This is a genomic window from Streptomyces sp. NPDC052225 (genome assembly GCF_040679615.1).
Classification (GTDB): domain Bacteria; phylum Actinomycetota; class Actinomycetes; order Streptomycetales; family Streptomycetaceae; genus Streptomyces.
This window is the reverse complement of sequence record NZ_JBFAVD010000008.1, coordinates 238889-259528: the sequence shown is the minus strand read 5'-3', so window position 1 is coordinate 259528 and position 20640 is coordinate 238889. Positions and strand designations below refer to the sequence as shown.

The following is a 20640-nucleotide window of genomic DNA, read 5'->3' as shown; positions in this document are numbered from 1 at the left end:
AGAACCGCGGTATTCGGGGAACCTTCTGGTCTCCCGCTACGTTTCTGCTACGTGCACAGTGACATCGCGGTGACAGGGTGTGGCGACAGGCGGGGTGCGGCTACCATGACCGGCACAAGGACGGGCGACGCAAGGGAGTCGACCCCCGGGGCGGCGAACGGAGCCTCCCCGAGTCCTGCGGACAGGGGCGGCCCCATGCCGGGGCGAGGAGGGCGGGCCATGGTGCAGAAGGCCAAGATCCTCCTGGTCGATGATCGGCCGGAGAATCTGCTGGCGCTGGAGGCCATCCTCTCCGCGCTCGATCAGACGCTGGTTCGGGCATCGTCCGGGGAGGAAGCGCTCAAGGCGCTGCTCACGGACGATTTCGCGGTCATTCTGCTGGACGTTCAGATGCCGGGAATGGACGGTTTCGAAACCGCTGCGCACATCAAGCGCCGGGAGCGGACACGGGACATCCCGATCATCTTCCTCACCGCGATCAATCACGGCCCGCACCACACCTTCCGCGGTTACGCGGCGGGAGCGGTCGACTACATCTCCAAGCCGTTCGACCCGTGGGTGCTGCGCGCGAAGGTCTCGGTCTTCGTCGAGCTGTACATGAAGAACTGCCAACTCCGTGAGCAGGCGGCCCTGCTGCGCCTCCAGCTGGAGGGCGGCGGCAAGGCCGTGGGCGACACGAAGGAGCCCGCGGGGCTGCTCGCCGAGCTCTCGGCCCGCCTCGCCGCCGTCGAGGAGCAGGCCGAGGCGCTGTCCAAGCAGCTCGACGACGAGTCGGCGGACGCGGCCGCGGTGGCCACCGCGGCCCACCTGGAGCGCAAACTCACCGGGCTGCGCAGAGCTCTTGACGCTCTGGAACCCGGGACCGGCAGCGGCTCACCCACCCTGCCCTCGCAGAACTGAGGCGCTGACCGGGCTTTGAAGTCCCGTCAGTTCACGGCCCATCAGTTCGCGACACTTACGGGTGATGCGCCGGGCGCACGTGTCCACAGTCGTCTCCCCCGGTAACCTCGCACCTATGGCCTCACGTCCCGCAGCCAAGAAGACGCCCGCGAAGAAGGCGGCCGCGCCGACCAAGGCTCCGGCGAAGAAGGCCCCCGCCAAGAAGGCAGCCGCCAAAAAGGCTCCTGCCAAGAAGGCGGCGGCGAAGAAGCCCGCACCGAAGCCGGCGCCCAATCCCACAGGCGGCCTGTACAAACTCGTGCGCGCCCTGTGGCTCGGCGTCGCGCACAGCGTAGGAGCCATGTTCCGCGGCATAGGGCGCGGCGCGAAGGGGCTCGACCCCGCGCACCGCAAGGACGGTCTCGCTTTGCTGCTGCTCGGCGTCGCGCTGATCTGCGCCGCCGGCACCTGGTCGAATCTGCGCGGTCCTGTCGGCGATCTCGTCGAGATGCTCGTCACCGGCGCGTTCGGCCGGCTCGACCTGCTGGTGCCCCTGCTGCTCGGTGGCATCGCGGTACGGCTCATCCGGCACCCCGAGAAGCCCGAGGCCAACGGGCGGATCGTCATCGGCCTGTCGGCGCTCGTCGTCGGCGTGCTCGGCCAGGTGCACATCGCGTGCGGTTCGCCCGCGCGGGACGACGGCATGCAGGCCATAAGGGACGCGGGCGGGCTCATCGGCTGGGCCGCGGCGACGCCGCTGACCTTCACGATGACCGAGGTGCTTGCCGTCCCGCTGCTGGTGCTGCTCACCGTCTTCGGCCTCCTGGTCGTCACCGCGACGCCCGTCAACGCGATCCCGCAGCGGCTGCGCCTGCTCGGCGTGCGGCTCGGCGTCGTGCACGACGACGGGGCCGTCGAGGCGGCCCGGGCGGGCGAGGGGGAGTACGACGAGGAGTGGCGCGAGGCCGCGCCCGCGCGCGCGAGGCGGCGCTCCAGCGCCCCGGAGGCGTACGACCCCGACCGCATAGAGGAAGACGCGCTCTCCAAGCGGCGCAGGCCTCGGCGCACGTCGGTGCAGCCCGCCATGGAGCGCCCGATGGACGCCGTCGACGTGGCCGCCGCCGCTGCCGCCGCGCTGGACGGTGCGGTGCTGCACGGCATGCCGCCGTCGCCGCTCGTCGCCGACCTGACCCAGGGCGTCGGTGTCGAGCGCGGGGAGCGTACGGGAGAGGCGCCCGCTCCGGAGCGCACGGCGCCCGTGCCGACGGCCCGCGCCAAGAAGGCCGGGCCGGTCCCCGCGGAGCCGGAGCCCACCCCCTCCAAGCTCGCCGTGCCCGACCTGACCAAGTCCGCGCCCGACGGGCACCGCGATCTGCCGCCGCGCGCCGAGCAGCTTCAGCTCGCCGGCGACATCACGTACGCGTTGCCCTCGCTCGACCTGCTCACGCGCGGCGGGCCCGGCAAGTCGCGCAGCGCGGCCAACGACGCCGTCGTGGAGTCGCTGTCGACCGTCTTCACCGAGTTCAAGGTCGACGCGGCCGTCACCGGCTTCACCCGTGGTCCGACGGTCACGCGTTACGAGGTCGAGCTCGGGCCCGCCGTGAAGGTCGAGAAGATCACGGCCCTCGCCAAGAACATCGCGTATGCCGTCGCCTCCCCGGACGTCCGGATCATCAGCCCGATCCCCGGCAAGTCCGCGGTCGGCATCGAGATCCCGAACACCGACCGCGAGATGGTCAACGTCGGTGACGTGCTGCGCCTCGCGGACGCGGCCGAGGACGACCACCCGATGCTGGTCGCGCTCGGCAAGGACGTCGAGGGCGGCTACGTGATGGCGAACATGGCGAAGATGCCGCACATCCTTGTCGCCGGTGCGACGGGTTCCGGTAAGTCGTCCTGCATCAACTGTCTGATCACCTCGATCATGGTGCGGGCGACCCCCGAGGACGTACGGATGGTCCTCGTCGACCCCAAGCGCGTGGAGCTCACCGCGTACGAGGGGATCCCGCACCTCATCACGCCGATCATCACCAACCCCAAGCGGGCCGCCGAGGCGCTCCAGTGGGTCGTCCGCGAGATGGATCTGCGCTACGACGACCTCGCGGCCTTCGGTTACCGGCACATCGACGACTTCAATCAGGCGGTCAAGGACGGCAAGCTCAAGACGCCCGAGGGCAGTGAGCGCGAGCTCAAGCCGTACCCGTATCTGCTGGTGATCGTCGACGAGCTCGCCGACCTGATGATGGTCGCGCCGCGGGACGTGGAGGATTCGATCGTGCGCATCACGCAGCTCGCGCGCGCGGCCGGTATTCACCTGGTGCTCGCCACACAGCGGCCGTCCGTCGACGTCGTCACCGGTCTGATCAAGGCGAACGTGCCCTCGCGCCTCGCCTTCGCGACCTCCTCGCTCGCCGACAGCCGCGTCATCCTCGACCAGCCCGGAGCCGAGAAGCTCATCGGTAAGGGCGACGGGCTCTTCCTGCCCATGGGGGCGAACAAGCCGACCCGTATGCAGGGCGCCTTCGTCACGGAGGACGAGATCCACGCCATCGTGCAGCACTGCAAGGACCAGATGGCGCCTGTCTTCCGGGACGACGTCACCGTGGGCACCAAGCAGAAGAAGGAGATCGACGAGGACATCGGCGACGACCTGGAGCTGCTGTGCGCGGCGGCCGAACTGGTCGTGTCGACCCAGTTCGGCTCCACCTCGATGCTCCAGCGCAAGCTCCGCGTGGGCTTCGCCAAGGCCGGGCGGCTGATGGACCTCATGGAGTCGCGGAACATCGTGGGGCCCAGCGAGGGCTCGAAGGCGCGTGACGTGCTCGTGAAGGCGGACGAACTCGATGGAGTGCTCGCGGTGATCCGCGGGGAGGCTCAGTCCTAGAACGTTTCTCTTTCGATATCACTCGTAAGGGCGGCGGAGGCAACCGTTTCCCTTTCGAGTACGTCAAGTTGAGGAGGGGACAGCTCCATGTCCCACCATCAGGATGTCGGGCGGTACTGATGGCTCCGATGGCGTACAAAGTCCGACCGCCCGGTTGCCCCACCCTTTCGTACCCCCCCTAGACTGAACCTCCAGCAGGTGGCTACACGCTCGAAAGGCGCCCCCGTGTCCATCGGCAACTCCCCTGAAGACGACCGCCCTTCGGAAGACCGGATCCCGCCCATGGACGACCGGCCGTCGGTCGGCCGTGCCCTTCAGCAGGCACGGATCGACGCGGGCCTGACCGTCGACGAGATCAGCCAGTCGACGCGGGTGCGCATCCCGATCGTGCACGCCATCGAGCAGGACGACTTCTCGCGCTGCGGCGGCGACGTGTACGCCCGCGGCCACATCCGCACCCTCGCGCGCGCCGTCGGGGTCGATCCCGAACCGCTGCTCGAGCAGTACGGCGCGGAGCACGGCAGCCGGCCCGCGCCGACGCCGGCCACGCCGCTGTTCGAGGCCGAGCGCATCCGGTCCGAGCCGCGCCGCCCGAACTGGACGGCCGCCATGGTCGCCGCGATCGTCGCCGTCATCGCCTTCGTGGGCTACACGGCGGTCAACGGCGGGGACGACGGCGGTGACAAGCAGCAGGCCGCCGAGGGCTCCACGCCCGCGACCAGCAAGCCGGCGAACCCCAAGCCCAGCCCCACCAAGAAGCCCGCGGACCCGAAGCCGGACCCGTCGGACAGCGCGATCGCGGCTGCCCCCCGGGACAAGGTCACGGTCAAGATCAGCGCGCCGGACGGGCGCAGCTGGATCTCCGCGAAGGACCACAACGGGCGGATCCTGTACGACGGGCTGCTCGAAAAGGGCCAGTCGAAGACCTTCCAGGACAGCCAGAAGGTCGATCTCGTTCTCGGTGACGCCGGTGCCATCCAGCTGTTCGTGAACGGCAAGGAGATCGAGGACGAGTTCCAGCCGGGGCAGGTCGAGCGCCTGACCTACACCAAGGGCGACCCCGAAGTCGGCTGACGGACGGCTCCAGTGATCTTGGGGTAACCCCTCGCGGCGAGGGGTGTCAGTGGAACGAAGTAGTCTTGAGTCCATGCCCGAACGCCGTACCGTCGCACTTGTCACTCTTGGCTGCGCCCGTAACGAGGTGGACTCGGAGGAGCTCGCAGGCCGCTTGGAGGCGGACGGCTGGGAGCTCGTCGAGGACGCCGAGGCCGCCGATGTCGCCGTCGTGAACACCTGTGGCTTCGTCGAGGCCGCGAAGAAGGACTCCGTCGACGCCCTCCTCGAAGCCAATGACCTCAAGGGCCATGGCAGAACCCAGGCCGTCGTGGCCGTGGGCTGCATGGCCGAGCGCTACGGCAAGGAGCTCGCCGAGGCGCTGCCCGAGGCCGACGGCGTGCTCGGTTTCGACGACTACAAGGACATCTCCGGCCGCCTCCAGACCATCCTCGCGGGTGGCAACGTGGAGGCGCACGCCCCGCGTGACCGCCGCAAGCTGCTCCCCATCAGCCCGGCCGAGCGCCAGGACGCCGGGGCCGATGTCGCCCTGCCCGGGCACGCGCCGGTGGACCTGCCCGACGGGCTCGCGCCCGCGTCCGGGCCGCGCGCGCCGCTGCGCCGCCGGCTCGACGGGGCGCCCGTCGCCTCCGTGAAGCTGGCCTCCGGCTGCGACCGGCGCTGCACCTTCTGTGCCATCCCGTCGTTCCGCGGCTCCTTCATCTCGCGCCGCCCCAGCGACGTACTCAACGAGACGCGGTGGCTCGCCGAGCAGGGTGTCAAGGAGGTCATGCTCGTCTCCGAGAACAACACCTCGTACGGCAAGGACCTCGGTGACATCCGTCTCCTGGAGTCGCTGCTGCCCGAGCTGGCCGGGGTCGACGGGATTGAGCGGGTGCGCGTGAGCTACCTGCAGCCTGCCGAGATGCGACCGGGACTGATCGATGTCCTCACGGGAACCGACAAGGTCATGCCGTACTTCGACCTTTCCTTCCAGCACTCGGCGCCGGGCGTGCTGCGCGCGATGCGTCGCTTCGGCGACACCGACCGCTTCCTGGAACTGCTCGACACCATTCGGAGCAAGGCCCCGCAGGCCGGTGTCCGCTCGAACTTCATCGTGGGCTTCCCCGGGGAGTCCGAGAGCGACCTCGCCGAGCTGGAGCGGTTCCTGAACGGGGCGCGGCTCGACGCCATCGGCGTGTTCGGCTACTCCGACGAAGAGGGCACGGAAGCGGCCACGTACGAGAACAAGCTCGACGAGGACGTCGTCGCGCAGCGCCTCGCGCACATCTCGCGCCTCGCCGAGCAGCTGGTGTCGCAGCGGGCCGAGGACCGTCTCGGTGAGACCGTCTCGGTGCTCGTCGAGTCCGTGGACGAGTCCGCGGACGGCGACGGTGTGCTCGGCCGCGCCGCGCACCAGGCGCCCGAGACGGACGGACAGGTGCGGCTCACGGGCGGCACGGGTCTGACCGTCGGCCGTATGGTCGAGGCAAAGGTGGTCGGCACCGAGGGCGTGGACCTCGTGGCCGAACCGCTCGACCGTACCGAGGAGGCGGGCAGATGACCGGAGTGCCGGCATCCGCTGCGGGCGGGACCGGCAGGCCTGCGCCCGGCGGCAAGCTGGGCGCTGCGGCCGTCGATCAGGCCAGCCTGTGGAACATCGCCAACATCCTGACCATGGTGCGGCTGCTGCTCGTGCCGGGGTTCGTGATGCTCATGCTCGCCGACGGCGGGTACGACCCGGCGTGGCGCGCGTGGGCGTGGGCGGCGTTCGCCGTCGCCATGATCACCGACATCTTCGACGGTCATCTGGCGCGTACGTACAACCTGGTCACCGACTTCGGAAAGATCGCCGACCCCATCGCCGACAAGGCGATCATGGGGGCGGCGCTGATCTGTCTCTCGTACCTCGGCGATCTGCCGTGGTGGGTGACGGGCGTCATTCTCGGGCGTGAGCTCGGGATCACCCTGCTGCGGTTCGTGGTGATCCGGTACGGGGTCATTCCGGCCAGCCGCGGCGGCAAGATGAAGACGCTCGCGCAGGGCACGGCCGTCGGCATGTATGTGCTGGCGCTGACCGGGCCGCTGGCCACCTTCCGGTTCTGGGTGATGGCGGTGGCCGTCGTGCTGACCGTGGTCACCGGGCTCGACTATGTGCGGCAGGCCATCGTGCTGCGCCGCGAGGGCCTGGCCGAAGCGGCGGCCGCGGCCGCCGCTTCGAAGGCGTCCGCCGAGTCGTCCACGGAGGCGGCCGAGAAGTGACGGACGTGGCTGCCGAGGCGTTGCGGCTGTTGACGGAGCGAGGGGAGACCCTCGCCGTCGCCGAGTCGCTCACCGGCGGTCTCGTGGCCGCGGAGCTGGTGGCGGTGCCGGGAGCCTCGAAGGCCTTCCGCGGGTCCGTGACGGCGTACGCGACGGAGCTCAAGCACCAGGTGCTCGCTGTCGACGCCGAGCTGCTCGCCGCGCACGGCCCGGTCCATCCCGAGGTCGCCCTGCAGATGGCGGCGGGTGTGCGGGCCGCGCTCGGCGCGGACTGGGGGATCGCCACCACCGGCGTGGCCGGGCCCGAGCCGCAGGACGGGCAGCCGGTGGGCACCGTTTTCGTGGCCGTCGTGGGGCCGGGAACCGAGCGTCGCGGGAGTACCTGGAATTTCGCTGGTAGCCGCAAAGTTGCCGGGCTGCGGTTGAACGGCGACCGCACGGAAATCCGTATGAAGAGTGTACGGAGCGTGCTTGGGCTGCTCGCGGAAGAGCTGGTCGGAGGGCATTCCGGCGAACGTACTGAGAATGCGCGGGCACAGGATACGGAACAGAACGGGGGGTTTTGATGTTTGCAGCCCTGAGTGAACACGACATCGCTCCCCGCACGGCCGCGGCACGAGGCGGTACGGTGGGGCGTGAAGGATGCGGCTACGCGGTCCGAGGAGGGAGCCACCGATGATTCTGCTCCGTCGCCTGCTGGGTGACGTGCTGCGTCGGCAGCGCCAGCGCCAGGGCCGTACTCTGCGCGAAGTCTCCTCGTCCGCCCGAGTCTCGCTCGGCTATCTCTCCGAGGTGGAGCGGGGGCAGAAGGAGGCTTCCTCCGAGCTGCTCTCCGCGATCTGCGACGCGCTTGACGTACGGATGTCCGAGCTGATGCGTGAGGTGAGCGACGAGCTCAGCCTCGCCGAGCTGGCCGAGTCGGCAGCAGCGGTCCCGTCGGAGCCGGTGCCCGCACCGGTACGTCCGATGCTCAATTCGGTCTCCGTGACCGGCGTTCCGCCGGAACGGGTGACGATCAAGGCGCCTGCGGAGGCGGTCGACGTCGTAGCGGCGTAGCGTCTGCGCTCAGCGTGAGTTCGGGGAAAGCCCCGGCCGGGTTACTCGGCCGGGGCTTTCTGCTGTGCGCTTCAGGCCCTAAGTCCATGCCGTTTGCCTCTGCGTGTCCGTAATAGTGCATGTGTGCCATCTTTGATGGTGGTTCGTCAGTGGTGGGTTGCTGAGCCGCTGACCGAGTGGATTGCCGACGGAGGAGAGGGATGTACGTCGTGAAGAGCCCGCTGTCCGATGCTGACCTGAAGACCGTGTCCGAGGCGTTGCAGGGCGCCCTGGTGGACCTGGTGGATCTCTCGCTGGTGGCGAAACAGGTCCACTGGAACGTGGTGGGGCCGCGGTTCAGGTCCGTGCACCTTCAGCTCGACGAGGTGGTGGACACCGCGCGGCTGCACTCCGACACCGTGGCCGAGCGCGCCTCGACGCTGGGTGTCCCGCCGGACGGGCGGGCCGGGACGGTGGCGGCGTCGAGCGGGATCGGCCCCGTGGCCGAGGGGTGGGTCAAGGACACCGACGCCGTGGGCACGCTCGTCCAGGCGCTCGGTGCGGTCATCACCCGGATGAGGGAGCGGATCGAGGCGACCGGTGAGGCGGACCCGGTGAGCCAGGACATCTTCATCGGGGTCACGGCGGACCTCGAGAAGCACCACTGGATGTTCCAGGCGGAGAACCGCGGCTGAGTCCGCGAGGGCGGAGCGGCCGAGCTTTGTGGCTTCGGAGCTTCGCGGCGGGGTGGCGGGGGCGCGTCGGGTGACGGCGGCGCGCTCCCGTTGCGCCCTGTCGGGGGCGGCGTGGTGCGCTTAGCGTCGAGGTGGGCGGGGTGTGCGGGGCGGGTCGGACTGGTCGGGCGGAGGTGAGCGGGCGGTGGCAGGGCGGTCGGTGGCGCGCCGGATACCGATGCTGCGCTGGATACCAGCCGTCGCGCTCGGAGTGCTGTGGTGGTGGGGCGTGCTGCGTCTCGCGTTCGCGCCGGATGCCGGCGCTTTCGAGGGGGCCGTCGCGGTCGGGGGCTGGGGGCTCAGCCTGCTGCCGGTGCACGCGCTGCCGAAGTCGCGGGCCGCGGGGGTCGCGGGAGCGCCGGGGCATCACGGTGCGCGGCGCGTGCGGGTGCGGGCGGTGCGCGCGGGGCGGGAGATGGGGGCGGGGCTGCGGGGGTGGATCACCAGGGCATGGCGACGCCACCGTTCGGGCGGAGGATCTGACCCGTCGTGAACGAGGCGGCGTCCGAGGCGAGGTGCAGCACCGCGTGGGCGATGTCGTCGGGGGCGCCGACGCGGCCCAAGGGGGACATTCGCACCATCAGGGCTTCCGTGTGGGCCTGGACGCGCTCGTCGTGGCGCGTCGTCATCGGCGTACGGATCCAGCCGGGCGCGACCGCGTTGACGCGGATGCCGTGCGGGCCCACCTCCGTGGCGAGCGTCTTGGTGAGCTGGACGACGGCGGCCTTGGCCGCGCCGTAGCAGAGCAGGCCCGGGCCGCCGGTGTCGACGGCGCCCGAGGCCATCGTGACGATGCTGCCCCGCGTGCCCGCCGCGATCATGGCGCGGGCCGCCTCCTGGCAGGCGTAGAGCACGCCCTTGAAGTTGATGGCGAGGACCCGGTCGAGGTCTTCGTCGCGCGTCTCCAGGACCGGACTGCTGTGCATGATCCCCGCGATCGCGGCCATGATGTCGAGCCCGCCGGAGGTCGTGACGGCGCTCGCCACGGCCTCGGCGACCTGGGCGCGGTCGCTCACGTCGAGGGTGTGGGTGTGGGCCGTGCCGCCGGCCTCTTTGATGAGCGCCGCCGTTTCATGCAGTCCCTGGGCGTCGCGGTCGGCGCAGTGCACGGTGGCGCCCGCCTCGGCGAGCAGGGCGGCGGTGGCGCGGCCGATGCCGCTCGCGGCGCCGGTGACGAAGGAGGTGCGTCCGGTGAGGTCGTACGCCTTGACGGGCATGAGGGGACCGTACGAGGGATTCTGACGGGTCGTCAATTGGCGTGCGCGAGTTGAGGGTTACGGGATGGGGGACGGGCCCTGTTGGCAGGTCGGGCACCAGTAGGTGGGGCGCTCGCGGGAGCCGTCGCCCTGGTCGGCCACGCGGATCGGGGTGCGGCAGCGCAGGCAGGGGCGGGGTGCGCGGCCGTAGACGTAGAGGCGCTCGTCGGGGCGGGGACGGCCCGTGGTGACGCGGTTCGGCCGGTCGCTGTTGGCTTCGAGGAGCTTCTTGGCGAGGAGCGGGAGGCGCTCGGCGGTCTCGGACGGCAGCTCGCCGACCGGGAGCCAGGGGGTGACCCGCAGGAGGAAGCAGAGCTCGGACTTGTAGACGTTGCCGATCCCGGCGAGGTTGCGCTGGTCGAGGAGGGCTTCGCCGAGAGGGCGGGCCGGGTCCTTGCGGAGATTGCGCAGGGCCGCGTCGGGGTCCCAGTCCGGGCCGAGCAGGTCGGGGCCGAGGTGGCCGACGGCTTTGAACTCCTCGGAGGTGCGCAGCAGTTCGACCACCGGGAGGCGGTAGCCGACCGCGGTGTGGGCCTCGTTGGCGAGGATCGCGCGGATCTGGTGCGTGGGGCCGCCGCGCCAGCGCTCGCCCGGCGCGTAGATCTTCCAGGAGCCGTCCATCCGCAGGTGCGAGTGGAGGGTGAGGCCGCCCTCGATCCGGGCCAGCAGGTGCTTGCCGCGCGGGGTGACGTCCAGGACGGTGCGACCGGTGAGGTCGGCGGTGGCGAACCGGGGGACGCGCAGTTCGGAGCGGATGAGTACCTGCCCCGCGAGGGCGGTGTGCAGCCGCCGCGCGGCCTGGAGGACGGTGTCTCCTTCGGGCATGGGTCCAGCGTAGGCGGGGTGGTCCGCTTTCGGCGCGGGGCTTGGGGGCGGGCTTTGAGGCGGCGGGCGGTTGTCGGCGCTGTGCTTCTTTACGCGCGCAGGCGCAGGCCGCGTGGGGTCGCGTGGAAGCCGGCTCCTTCCAGGAGGGGGGCGTACGGGGAGGAGAGCGCGGCCTCGGCGTTGATCCGCTCGACCGTGATCGTGCCGAGGGCGCCGGAGCGGGCCGCATCGGCCAGGGCCTGGGCGGCAGCCGGCAGGCGGGGGTCCTGCCCCAGCTGGGCGGCGGTGAGGGTGGCGGGGGCAGCCGTGGTGTCGGCGCCCTCCGGCGCGGGCCAGGCCAGGAGGGTCTTGCCGCCGCGCTCCATGTAGAGCGTCAGCTCGCCGTCGACCAGGACCACGAGGGAGCCCGCTTTGCGGCCCGGCTTGTGGTTCACGCCGGCCGGGGGCTCCGGCCAGGGCAGGGCCGCCCCGTACGCGCTCGCCGGGTCGGCGGCGGCGAGGACGAGGGCGCGGGGCGCGGCGGTCTTCGGGGCGGGGGCTTCGGGGGCCGCGTACGGGTCGGGCGGGGTCGCGCCGCGCTCCCGTGCGTTCGCCGCCGCGCGCAGGCGGTCCACCGCGCCGTCCATCGCGAACTGGGCCGCGCCGAGACCCTCCACCACGTAGCCGCGCCGGGCCTGGCCGCTCTCCTCGAAGACGGACAGGATCCGGTACGTCGCCGAGAAACCGCCCTCGACGCCCTCCGCGGCGACTGCGCCCCGGGTCACCACGCCGTGCCGGTCGAGGAGGGTGCGGGCCAGGGCGTGGGCGCGGACCGTGGGGTCGGCCTCCAGGGCGGGCAGCAGGGACCAGCGGCCCGCGACCGTGGGCGGGCCCGAGCGCGAGGTGGGGCGGGCGGCTCCAGTCAGGCTTCCGTAACGGCCTCGGGGGACCGCGCGGCGGGCACGGTGGGCGGTGGAGCCCGCGGTGCGGCCCGAGCCGAGGAGGGCGCGCATCGGGGCCAGGGTGTCGTTCGTCAGGCGGCCCGACCAGGCCAGCTCCCAGAGGGCGTCGGCCAGTTGGGGGTCGGTGGCCTCCGGGTGCGTCGTGGCACGGACCTGGTCGGCGATCTGGCGGAAGAACAGGCCGTAGCCGCCGGAGAGGGTGTCCAGGACCGACTGGTGCAGCGCCGTCGGCTCCAGGGGGTGCGGGGCCGGCAGGAGGAGCGGTGCCGTGTCGGCGAGATACAGGCTGACCCAGCCGTCCTTGCCGGGGAGAGAGCCTGCGCCGGCCCACAACACCTCGCCGGATGCGGTGAGTTCGTCCAGCATCGCCGGGGCGTAGCCGGAGACCCGGGAGGGCAGGACGAGCTTCTCCAGGGCGGAGGCGGGGACCGAGGCGCCTTGGAGTTGCTCGACGGCGCGGACCAGGCCGTCGATGCCGCGCAGGCCGTGGCCGCCCACGTGCTGCCACTGGGGCAGGAACTGGGCCAGGGCCGCGGGCGGCACCGGTTCCAGTTCGTGCCGCAGTGCCGCGAGCGAGCGGCGGCGCAGGCGGCGCAGGACGGCGGCGTCGCACCACTCCTGGCCGATGCCCGCCGGGTGGAACTCGCCCTGGACGACCCGTCCGTTCGCCGCGAGGCGCTGGAGGGCGCCTTCGGTGACCGCGGCGCCGAGGCCGAAGCGGGCCGCCGCGCGGGTCGACGTGAACGGGCCGTGGGTGCGGGCGTAGCGGGCCAGGAGGTCGCCGAGCGGGTCCTTGACGGGCTCCGTGAACGCTTCCGGGACGCCTACGGGCAGGGCCGTGCCCAGGGCGTCGCGCAGCCGGCCCGCGTCCTCGATCGCCGCCCAGTGGTCGGCGCCCGCGATGCGCACACGGATCGCGCGCCGGGACGCGGCCAGGTCCTCGGCCCAGCCGGGCTCGGCGCCGCGCTCGGCCAACTCGGCGTCGGTGAGCGGGCCGAGGAGGCGCAGCAGGTCGGCGACGCCTTCGGCATCCTTGATGCGGCGGTCCTCCGTGCGCCACTGCAACTCCTGCTCCAGCTCGGCCAGGACGTCCGCGTCGAGCAGCTCGCGCAGCTCGGCCTGGCCCAGGAGCTCCGCGAGGAGGCGGGCGTCCAGGGACAGCGCCGCCGCGCGGCGCTCGGCGAGCGGGGAGTCGCCTTCGTAGAGGAACTGCGCGACGTAGCCGAACAGCAGGGAGCGGGCGAAGGGGGACGCCTCGGGGGTGGTGACCTCGACGAGACGGACCTTGCGGGACTCGATGTCCCCCATGAGCTCCGCGAGGCCCGGCACGTCGAAGACGTCCTGGAGACACTCCCGCACGGCCTCCAGGACGATCGGGAAGGAGCCGAACTCGCTGGCCACTTGAAGGAGTTGGGACGCGCGCTGGCGCTGCTGCCACAGCGGCGTGCGCTTGCCGGGGTTGCGCTTGGGGAGCAGCAGCGCGCGGGCGGCGCACTCGCGGAAGCGGGAGGCGAACAGGGCCGAGCCGCCCACCTGGTCGGTGACGATCTGGTCCACGTCCCCCTTGTCGAAGGCGACGTCGGCCGCTCCGATGGGGGCCTGCTCGGCGTCGTACTCCATGCCCGGCTTGGAAGGCTCCTGGTCGAGGAGGTCGAGGCCCATCAGGTCGGCGTCGGGCAGGCGCAGCACGATGCCGTCGTCGGCGTGCATGACCTGGGCGTCCATGCCGTACTTCTCGCTCAGGCGGGCCCCCAGGGCGAGCGCCCACGGGGCGTGCACCTGGGCGCCGAAGGGGGAGTGGACGACGACGCGCCAGTCGCCCAGCTCGTCACGGAACCGCTCGACCACGATCGTGCGGTCGTCCGGGATGTGGCCGCAGGCCTCGCGCTGCTCGGCCAGGTACGACAGCACGTTCTCCACGGCCCAGGTGTCGAGGCCCGCTGTGGCGAGGCGCTCGCGCGCGTCGTCGGGCTTCGCGGAGCCGACCTCGCGCAGGAACGCGCCCACCGCACGCCCCAGTTCGAGCGGGCGGCCCAGCTGGTCGCCCTTCCAGAACGGCAGCCGGCCGGGGACTCCGGGAGCGGGCGAGACGAGGACACGGTCGCGCGTGATGTCCTCGATGCGCCAGGAGCTGGTGCCGAGCGTGAACACGTCCCCCACACGGGACTCGTAGACCATCTCCTCGTCGAGCTCGCCGACGCGGCCGCCGCCCTTCTTGGGGTCGGCGCCCGCGAGGAAGACGCCGAAGAGGCCACGGTCCGGGATGGTGCCCCCGGAGGTGACGGCCAGGCGCTGCGCCCCGGGGCGGCCCGTGACGGTGCCGGCGACGCGGTCCCACACCACGCGCGGCCGCAGCTCCGCGAACGCGTCGGACGGATAGCGGCCCGCAAGCATGTCGAGCACGCCGGTGAACGCCGACTCGGGGAGCGAGGCGAAGGGGGCGGCGCGGCGGACCAGGGCCAGGAGGTCGTCCACCTGCCAGGTGTCGAGGGCGGTGATCGCGACCAGCTGCTGGGCCAGGACGTCCAGCGGGTTGGCCGGGACCCTGAGGGACTCGATGGAGCCGGACCGCATGCGCTCGGTGACGACCGCCGACTGCACCAGGTCGCCCCGGTACTTCGGGAACACCACTCCCGTGGAGACCGCGCCTACTTGGTGGCCCGCACGCCCGACGCGTTGCAGACCGGAGGCCACGGAGGGCGGTGACTCGACCTGGACGACGAGGTCGACCGCGCCCATGTCGATGCCGAGCTCCAGGCTGGACGTGGCCACGACGGCAGGAAGCCGGCCCGCCTTCAGGTCCTCCTCCACGAGCGCGCGCTGCTCCTTGGAGACCGATCCGTGGTGGGCGCGCGCGATGACGGTGGGGGCGCCGGTCGCCGCGCCGGAACCGCCCATCAGCTCGGCCGGGGAGTGGGCCTCGGGCAGGGCCTCACCGGTGGCGCGCTCGTACGCGATCTCGTTCAGCCTGTTGCACAACCGCTCCGCCAGGCGGCGGGAGTTGGCGAAGACGATCGTCGAGCGGTGGGCCTCGATGAGGTCCGTGATGCGCTCCTCCACGGAGGGCCAGATCGAGGGACGCTCGGCCTTCTGGTCGGAGTCGGCGACCGGGGAGCCGCCCAGCTCGCCCAGGTCCTCGACCGGGACGACCACCGACAGGTCGAACTCCTTCCCGGACGGCGGCTGGACGATCTCCACCTTGCGCTGCGGCGACAGATACCGCGCCACCTCGTCGACCGGGCGGACCGTCGCCGACAGGCCGATGCGGCGGGCCGGGCGGGGCAGCAGCTCGTCGAGCCGCTCCAGGGAGAGGGCCAGGTGGGCGCCGCGCTTGGTGCCGGCCACCGCGTGCACCTCGTCCAGGATCACCGTCTCGATACCGGTCAGCGCGTCCCGGGTCGCCGACGTCAGCATCAGGAACAGCGACTCGGGCGTCGTGATCAGGATGTCCGGCGGGCGCGTTGCCAGGGCGCGGCGCTCGGCGGGCGGGGTGTCCCCGGAGCGGATGCCGACCTTCACCTCGGGCTCGGGCAGGCCCAGGCGCACGGCCTCCTGGCGGATCCCGGTCAGCGGGCTGCGCAGATTGCGCTCCACGTCGACCGCGAGGGCCTTCAGCGGCGATACGTACAGGACACGGCAGCGCTTCTTGGGGTCGGCCGGGGGCGGTGTCGACGCCAGCTGGTCGAGGGCGGCCAGGAACGCGGCGAGCGTCTTGCCCGAGCCGGTCGGGGCGACGACCAGCACGTCCGAACCCGCGCCGATCGCCTGCCACGCCCCGGCCTGCGCGGACGTGGGCGCGGGGAAGGCCCCCGTGAACCAGCCGCGGGTCGCGGGGGAGAAGCCGCCGAGGGCGTCGTGGGCGCTGTGGGCCCCTGGGGTGGACCTGACCATGCCCCCATCCTGCACCCCGCCACTGACAACGGCCGTGACCTGGGCAAACGGCCGATCCGGCGTACCGCAGAATGGAGGTATGGCGGACGACGGCGAATGGGCGCGGCACTGGCGGTACGAGAGTCTGCCGGGCCTCGACCTGCTCCGTGCCCGGTACCTGCGGCACACGTTCCCGCGCCACAGCCACGACGGGTACGTGTTCGGCGCGGTCACCCGGGGCGTCGAAGAGGTCGGCATGCCCGACGGCACCCTGTACGCGGAGCCGGGCAGCGTCGTCATGATCAACCCGGAGGTGGCGCACACCGCGCGGGCGGGCGGCCCCGACGGCTGGTCGTACTTCACGCTCTACCCGTCGGCGGACGTCGTCGCGGAGATCGCCGCCGAGACCACCACCGTGCGGGGCACCGCGGCCTTCGGCGAGACCATCGTCGCCGACCCCCAGGCCTCGCACTTGATCAGCGAGGTGCACCGGGCGGCCGAGCAGGGCAACGCGCTGGCGGCCGACAGCCTCCTGCGGGTCGTGCTCGCCCGGCTGCTGCGCGACCACGGCACGTCCCTCGCCCAGCGGCCGCGACGGTCCGCCGGGGCGCGGGCGGCGGCACGCGCGCGTGAGGTGCTCGGCGAGCGGATGGTCGATCCGCCGTCCCTGGAGGCGCTGGCCGCCGAGCTTGGTTCCAGTCCGTTCGCGTTGCTGCGCGCGTTCCGTGACGCGTACGGGATGCCGCCGCACACCTGGCTCACCAACGCGCGGGTGCGGACCGCACGGCGCCTCTTGGAGGCGGGCACCCCGCCCGCGGACGCCGCCACGGCCGTCGGCTTCACCGACCAGCCGCACCTGAACCGGCACTTCACCCGGATCGTGGGGGTGCCACCAGGGGCGTACCAGCGTGAGCGCAAGAACGTACAAGACTCCGGCGGCGGCCTTCTCGTACCGTCCGAGACGTGGCAGAACAGACAGCATCCGCAGACATACGAACAGAAGAAGGCGCCCCTGCCGGGCACGGAGCAGCGGCTGACAAGGCCGATGCCGCCGTCGTGCGGGACGCGCTCGGCGTCGGCGTCGCCGTCGGACTCTCCGGGTTCGCCTTCGGAGTGACCTCGGCGGGCAGCGGCCTCAGCGTGCTCCAGACCTGTGCGCTCAGCCTTCTTGTCTTCACCGGGGCCTCGCAGTTCGCGCTCGTGGGCGCGCTCGCGGCCGGCGGCAACCCGCTCACGGCAGCCGCGGGAGCGTTCTTCCTGGGCGTGCGCAACGCGTTCTACGGGCTGCGGCTCTCCCAACTGCTCGCTCTCCCGCGCGCGGTGCGGCCCTTCGCCGCGCACTGGGTCATCGACGAGACCTCCGCCGTCGCGCTCGCCCAGCCGACACGGCGCAGCGTGCGCATCGGCTTCACCGTCACAGGGCTGACCCTGTATGCGCTGTGGAACCTCACCACTTTGCTCGGCGCCCTCGGGGCCGAGGCCATCGGTGACACGGATGCCTGGGGGATCGACGCGGCCGGGCCGGCCGTCTTCCTGGCGCTGCTCGCCCCCATGGTGAAGACCGCCACGGAGCGCGTGGTCGCCGGGATCGCCGTCGTGCTGGGGCTCGGTCTGCTGCCCGTGCTGCCTGCCGGAGTACCCGTGCTCGTGGCCGCGCTCGCCGCGCCCGCCGTGCTCTACATACAAGGTCGGCGCCAGGCCGATGCCTCCAACACGACGCAAGGAGCGGACCGTTGAACATCTGGATCGCCATCGGCGTCACCGCGGTGGGCTGCTACGCCGCCAAGCTCATCGGCCTGCTGGTACCCGCGGGCGCCCTGGAACGGCCCATGGTGCGGCGCCTCGCCGCGCTGCTGCCCGTCGCGCTGCTGGCCGCGCTCACGGCTCAGCAGACCTTCGCGGACGGGCGCACCCTGGTCCTCGACGCCAAGGCGGCCGGGCTCGCCGCGGCCGCCCTGGCGCTGGTGCTGCGGGCGCCCTTCCTGGTGGTCGTCGCGGTCGCCGTGGTGGTCACCGCGGGGCTGCGGGCGCTCACCGGCTGACGCGCCGGGCGTCGGGGCGCAGACGGGGGTTCGAAGACAGGGTTCGAAGACAGGCTCTCAGTGCGCCACGGGGACCGGCGCAGCCCCGCTCGGCGCCTCCGGAACGCCCAGGCGTCGGGCGGTGCGCTCCGGGCGGCAGAAGAGGGCCGCGAGGACGCCGCCGGTCACCAGCAGCCCGGAGGTGAGCAGCCAGCCGTGCTCGTAGCCGGCGGTGACGGTCGCGGCGCTGTCCACCATGCCGCCGAGGACCAGCGGCGACAGGATGCCGCCCAGGGCGTACACGGAGGTCAACACACCCAGGACCACCCCTCGTTGCGACGGGGGTGCGATGCGGGCGCAGGCCGTGGACGCGACGGTGAGCATCACCATGGCGAGGGCCATCGGGCCCATCATCATGGGCACCTTCACCACGAGCGAGTCGGTCGTCCCGTACACGGCGGTGGCACAGCCCGCGATCGCGACAAGGATGCCCGCACCCGCGCCTACAGGGATGCGCGGCGGGGTGACGCGCAGCGCGGAGCGGCGTGACAGGAGGCCGTGCACCAGAAGGATGACGCCATTGGCGAGCGCCCCCACGCCGACCATCGTGCTCGCCTGATGGAGGTCCCAGCCGATGACGCTCTCCAAGTAGTCGGGCGCCCACGTCAGCAGCGTGCTCATCGACCAGTAGGCGGCGAACGAGCCGAAGGCCGCGGTCAGGAAGGTGGGCGAGAGCAGGATGCGCCGCAGGGGCACGACGAGCGTGTCCTGTGGTGAGTGCGCCGGTTCCTTGCCCACCGGGGGAGCCAGCGGTCCTTCGGTACCCCATACGCGCCACGCGGCGGCCCAGGCGATGCCCATGAGGCCGACCACGCCGAACGACCAGCGCCAGCCCCAGTGCGTGATCACCCAGCTGAGCACCGGTGACGCCACGGCGACCCCGGCCGCGGCGCCGACAAGCAGGACCGCGGTCGGCAGGGCCCGCTCACGCTGCGGGAACCAGCCGTGCACGTGGTGCATCGCGACCGGCGCCGCGGGGCCCTCCGCGGCGCCCAGCAGGACGCGGGTGGCCACGAGCAGGCCGAACCCGGCGGCGCCCCACACCATGGGCAGCTGGGCGGCCGACCACAGCAGGGCGAGCGCGAGCAGGAGCGGTGTCGTACCCACGCGCTTCGTGAGGGCCGAGACACCGAGGGCCGCGATCGAGAACAGGGCGAAGAACGCCGACTGGGCGGTGCCGAACTCCTGGCGCGTGATCCCGAAGTCCGCCCGGATCTCCGGGCCCGCGAGCCCCAGGACGGTCTTGTCGGCGAAGTTCACCACCATGAAGGCGAGCAGCAACCAGGTGGTGCGCCATGCCCCGCGCATCAGCAGCACCCGTCGGCGTCGTCGTCGGCGACCACGCCCACGCTGATCATTCCGGCGGCCTTCTTGCGGCCTTCGGGGGAGCGCGTCAGCTCCGTGGCCACGTCGGTGCCCTCCACCACGGCAGCGGATTCCGCGGCGGCCCAGGCGAAGACGCCGCGAGCCATGGTGGACGTCTCCTCGTCCGCGCGGCGCCCGAAGACCTCGGCACGCGCGCGTGCCACCTCGGGATCGGTGGGCGCCGCCAGGGCCGCCGTCTCGGCGAGATGTGCGGCGAGCCGCGGCTCCCCCTCCGCGAGCAGTTCCAGAGCCCGTCGTGCCAGGTTCGGGGCGCCGCCCGCGGCCTGCGCGAACTCGGCCGCCACCGCCGCCTCCGGGGCCGGCTTGAGGTGTGCCGGGTTCTGGTCGTACCAGCCGCCCCAGAGCCGCCACAGGTTGCGTACGACGAACTCCGGCTCGTCGTAGGCGGGGTGGAGGTAGGGGCGCGACAGGAGCTCCTCCGGGACGCGCACGCCGTGGAGGACCGCGTCGAGGCGGTGACCGGCGTTCATCAGCGCCCTGGTCTGCTCGCACAGCGTCTCCAGGAAGCGGGCGGTGTCGTCGAGGGCCCGGTTCACGCGCGCGGCGCCCACGATGGGCACGCCGTGCCCGGGCAGCAGCAGTTCGGCGCCGAGCTCCTGCATGGCGCGCAGGGCGCGCGCCCAGTCCTCCGGGTAGCGCTGCACCTTCTGCGGGTTGCCCGCGTTCGGGGTGTTCCAGATGAACAGGTCGCCGGTGCACAGCGTCTTGAGTTCCGGTACCCACACGTAGGTGTGGTCGTCTGTCTCGCCGCGCGCGTGGACGAGCTCGAAGGTCAACTCGCCGCGGCGGAAGGTCATCCGGTCCCGGTAGACGGTGTCCGGGTAGCGGTAGGTGGTGGGCCACTCCAAGGAGGGCACACCGAACTGGCGGCGGTTGATCCAGGAGTTGTACCCGGCCGTCTGTATGTAGCGGTCGAAGCGGGCCGGCACGGCTTCGTGCGCCACCACCTCAGGGGCGGCGGCACCGGTTTCCTTCGCTTCCTTGTCGAAGGGGAACACTCCGAAGACGTGGTCCACATGACCGTGCGTGTAGACCACGGAGCGCACCGGCCCCGCGTCGAATCCCTTGACGGCGGCGTGCAGTTGCCGCGCCGTACGGAAGTCACCGGAGTCGACGAGCACCACGCCGTCGCCGGTGTCGAAGGCCGACACGTTGGCGAAGGCGGGGAAGAAGCCGACGCCGGGACGCAGCCGCACCAGTTCCTCCGCGGAGAACGCGCCCGACAAATGAGGGAGGAGCGTGTCCGAGCCCTGCCAGACGCGATCTATGTAGGCGGTGTAATCGGCTGCCTTCTTGTCAGCTGCGTTGTGGTGGGTCATGTGCGCGGCTCCTCCATGTACGGGCTGCCCCTCGGGGTGCGAGGGGCTGTCGTCCAGCGGCTGCACACGAGTTAAGGCGCCCCTTGTGACGTGGAACACCACTCCGCGTCACATA

17 protein-coding genes are annotated in these 20640 nt (G+C 72.0%); 12 read left to right on the top strand and 5 right to left on the bottom strand.

The annotated features are described in order from the left end of the window. The first annotated feature begins 219 nt into the window (after positions 1 to 219). The 9 genes from AB0L37_RS15460 (at position 220) to AB0L37_RS15420 (ending at position 9340) form a co-directional block, all read left to right on the top strand. Entirely contained in the window at positions 220 to 900 is a 681-nt protein-coding gene (locus tag AB0L37_RS15460; RefSeq protein WP_365504642.1) for a response regulator, read from the top strand. 115 nt (positions 901 to 1015) lie between these two features. Next, positions 1016 to 3763, top strand: a complete 2748-nt coding sequence (locus AB0L37_RS15455; RefSeq protein ID WP_365504640.1) for a DNA translocase FtsK — start codon at positions 1016 to 1018, stop codon at positions 3761 to 3763. Between the two features lie 225 nt (positions 3764 to 3988). After that, positions 3989 to 4837: a helix-turn-helix domain-containing protein gene (locus AB0L37_RS15450; RefSeq protein ID WP_365504638.1), complete on the top strand. Its 849-nt coding sequence runs from the start codon at positions 3989 to 3991 to the stop codon at positions 4835 to 4837. Between the two features lie 73 nt (positions 4838 to 4910). After that, positions 4911 to 6380 carry a 30S ribosomal protein S12 methylthiotransferase RimO gene (gene rimO, locus AB0L37_RS15445; protein ID WP_365504636.1) on the top strand — a complete coding sequence of 490 codons (1470 nt, stop codon included), beginning with the start codon at positions 4911 to 4913 and terminating at the stop codon, positions 6378 to 6380. Continuing rightward, entirely contained in the window at positions 6377 to 7078 is a 702-nt protein-coding gene (gene pgsA, locus AB0L37_RS15440) for a CDP-diacylglycerol--glycerol-3-phosphate 3-phosphatidyltransferase (protein WP_365504634.1), read from the top strand. The genes rimO and pgsA overlap by 4 nt, the downstream gene beginning before the upstream one ends. Further along, positions 7075 to 7644 carry a CinA family protein gene (locus tag AB0L37_RS15435; RefSeq protein ID WP_365504632.1) on the top strand — a complete coding sequence of 190 codons (570 nt, stop codon included), beginning with the start codon at positions 7075 to 7077 and terminating at the stop codon, positions 7642 to 7644. The genes pgsA and AB0L37_RS15435 overlap by 4 nt, the downstream gene beginning before the upstream one ends. Positions 7645 to 7753: 109 nt before the next feature. Continuing rightward, positions 7754 to 8134, top strand: coding sequence for a helix-turn-helix transcriptional regulator (locus AB0L37_RS15430; protein WP_338701211.1), 381 nt, complete (start codon positions 7754 to 7756; stop codon positions 8132 to 8134). A 200-nt stretch (positions 8135 to 8334) separates the two neighbouring features. Next, entirely contained in the window at positions 8335 to 8808 is a 474-nt protein-coding gene (locus AB0L37_RS15425; RefSeq protein ID WP_365504630.1) for a DNA starvation/stationary phase protection protein, read from the top strand. Between the two features lie 217 nt (positions 8809 to 9025). Continuing rightward, the gene (locus AB0L37_RS15420; protein WP_365504675.1) at positions 9026 to 9340 is read left to right on the top strand and encodes a hypothetical protein; all 315 of its coding nucleotides are present in this window, start codon (positions 9026 to 9028) and stop codon (positions 9338 to 9340) included. Here AB0L37_RS15420 and AB0L37_RS15415 read toward each other — a convergent pair. The 3 genes from AB0L37_RS15415 to AB0L37_RS15405 all read right to left on the bottom strand — a co-directional run bounded on the left by AB0L37_RS15415 (position 9288) and on the right by AB0L37_RS15405 (position 15760). Then, the gene (locus AB0L37_RS15415) at positions 9288 to 10064 is read right to left on the bottom strand and encodes an SDR family NAD(P)-dependent oxidoreductase (RefSeq protein WP_365504628.1); all 777 of its coding nucleotides are present in this window, start codon (positions 10062 to 10064) and stop codon (positions 9288 to 9290) included. The genes AB0L37_RS15420 and AB0L37_RS15415 overlap by 53 nt on opposite strands. Before the next feature lie 57 nt (positions 10065 to 10121). Continuing rightward, complete coding sequence (locus AB0L37_RS15410; RefSeq protein WP_365504626.1) at positions 10122 to 10928, bottom strand: DNA-formamidopyrimidine glycosylase family protein; 807 nt, start codon at positions 10926 to 10928, stop codon at positions 10122 to 10124. 89 nt (positions 10929 to 11017) lie between these two features. Continuing rightward, the gene (locus AB0L37_RS15405; RefSeq protein ID WP_365504625.1) at positions 11018 to 15760 is read right to left on the bottom strand and encodes an ATP-dependent helicase; all 4743 of its coding nucleotides are present in this window, start codon (positions 15758 to 15760) and stop codon (positions 11018 to 11020) included. A 79-nt stretch (positions 15761 to 15839) separates the two neighbouring features. On the opposite strand from AB0L37_RS15405, the gene AB0L37_RS15400 reads away from it, so the two are divergent. The 3 genes from AB0L37_RS15400 to AB0L37_RS15390 are packed head-to-tail and all read left to right on the top strand — an operon-like array spanning position 15840 to position 17781. After that, positions 15840 to 16856, top strand: coding sequence for an AraC family transcriptional regulator (locus tag AB0L37_RS15400; RefSeq protein ID WP_365504623.1), 1017 nt, complete (start codon positions 15840 to 15842; stop codon positions 16854 to 16856). After that, the gene (locus tag AB0L37_RS15395; protein WP_365504621.1) at positions 16796 to 17476 is read left to right on the top strand and encodes an AzlC family ABC transporter permease; all 681 of its coding nucleotides are present in this window, start codon (positions 16796 to 16798) and stop codon (positions 17474 to 17476) included. Before AB0L37_RS15400 ends, AB0L37_RS15395 begins: the two co-directional genes overlap by 61 nt. Then, complete coding sequence (locus tag AB0L37_RS15390) at positions 17473 to 17781, top strand: AzlD domain-containing protein (protein WP_365504619.1); 309 nt, start codon at positions 17473 to 17475, stop codon at positions 17779 to 17781. The genes AB0L37_RS15395 and AB0L37_RS15390 overlap by 4 nt, the downstream gene beginning before the upstream one ends. A gap of 57 nt (positions 17782 to 17838) precedes the next feature. Here the strand turns inward: AB0L37_RS15390 and AB0L37_RS15385 are convergent, their stop codons facing one another. Both AB0L37_RS15385 and AB0L37_RS15380 read right to left on the bottom strand, forming a co-directional pair. Next, positions 17839 to 19128 (bottom strand): MFS transporter, encoded by a 1290-nt coding sequence (locus AB0L37_RS15385; protein WP_365504617.1) that lies wholly within the window; start codon positions 19126 to 19128, stop codon positions 17839 to 17841. Then, positions 19128 to 20525: an alkyl sulfatase dimerization domain-containing protein gene (locus tag AB0L37_RS15380; protein ID WP_365504615.1), complete on the bottom strand. Its 1398-nt coding sequence runs from the start codon at positions 20523 to 20525 to the stop codon at positions 19128 to 19130. Before AB0L37_RS15380 ends, AB0L37_RS15385 begins: the two co-directional genes overlap by 1 nt. Positions 20526 to 20640 lie beyond the last annotated feature (115 nt).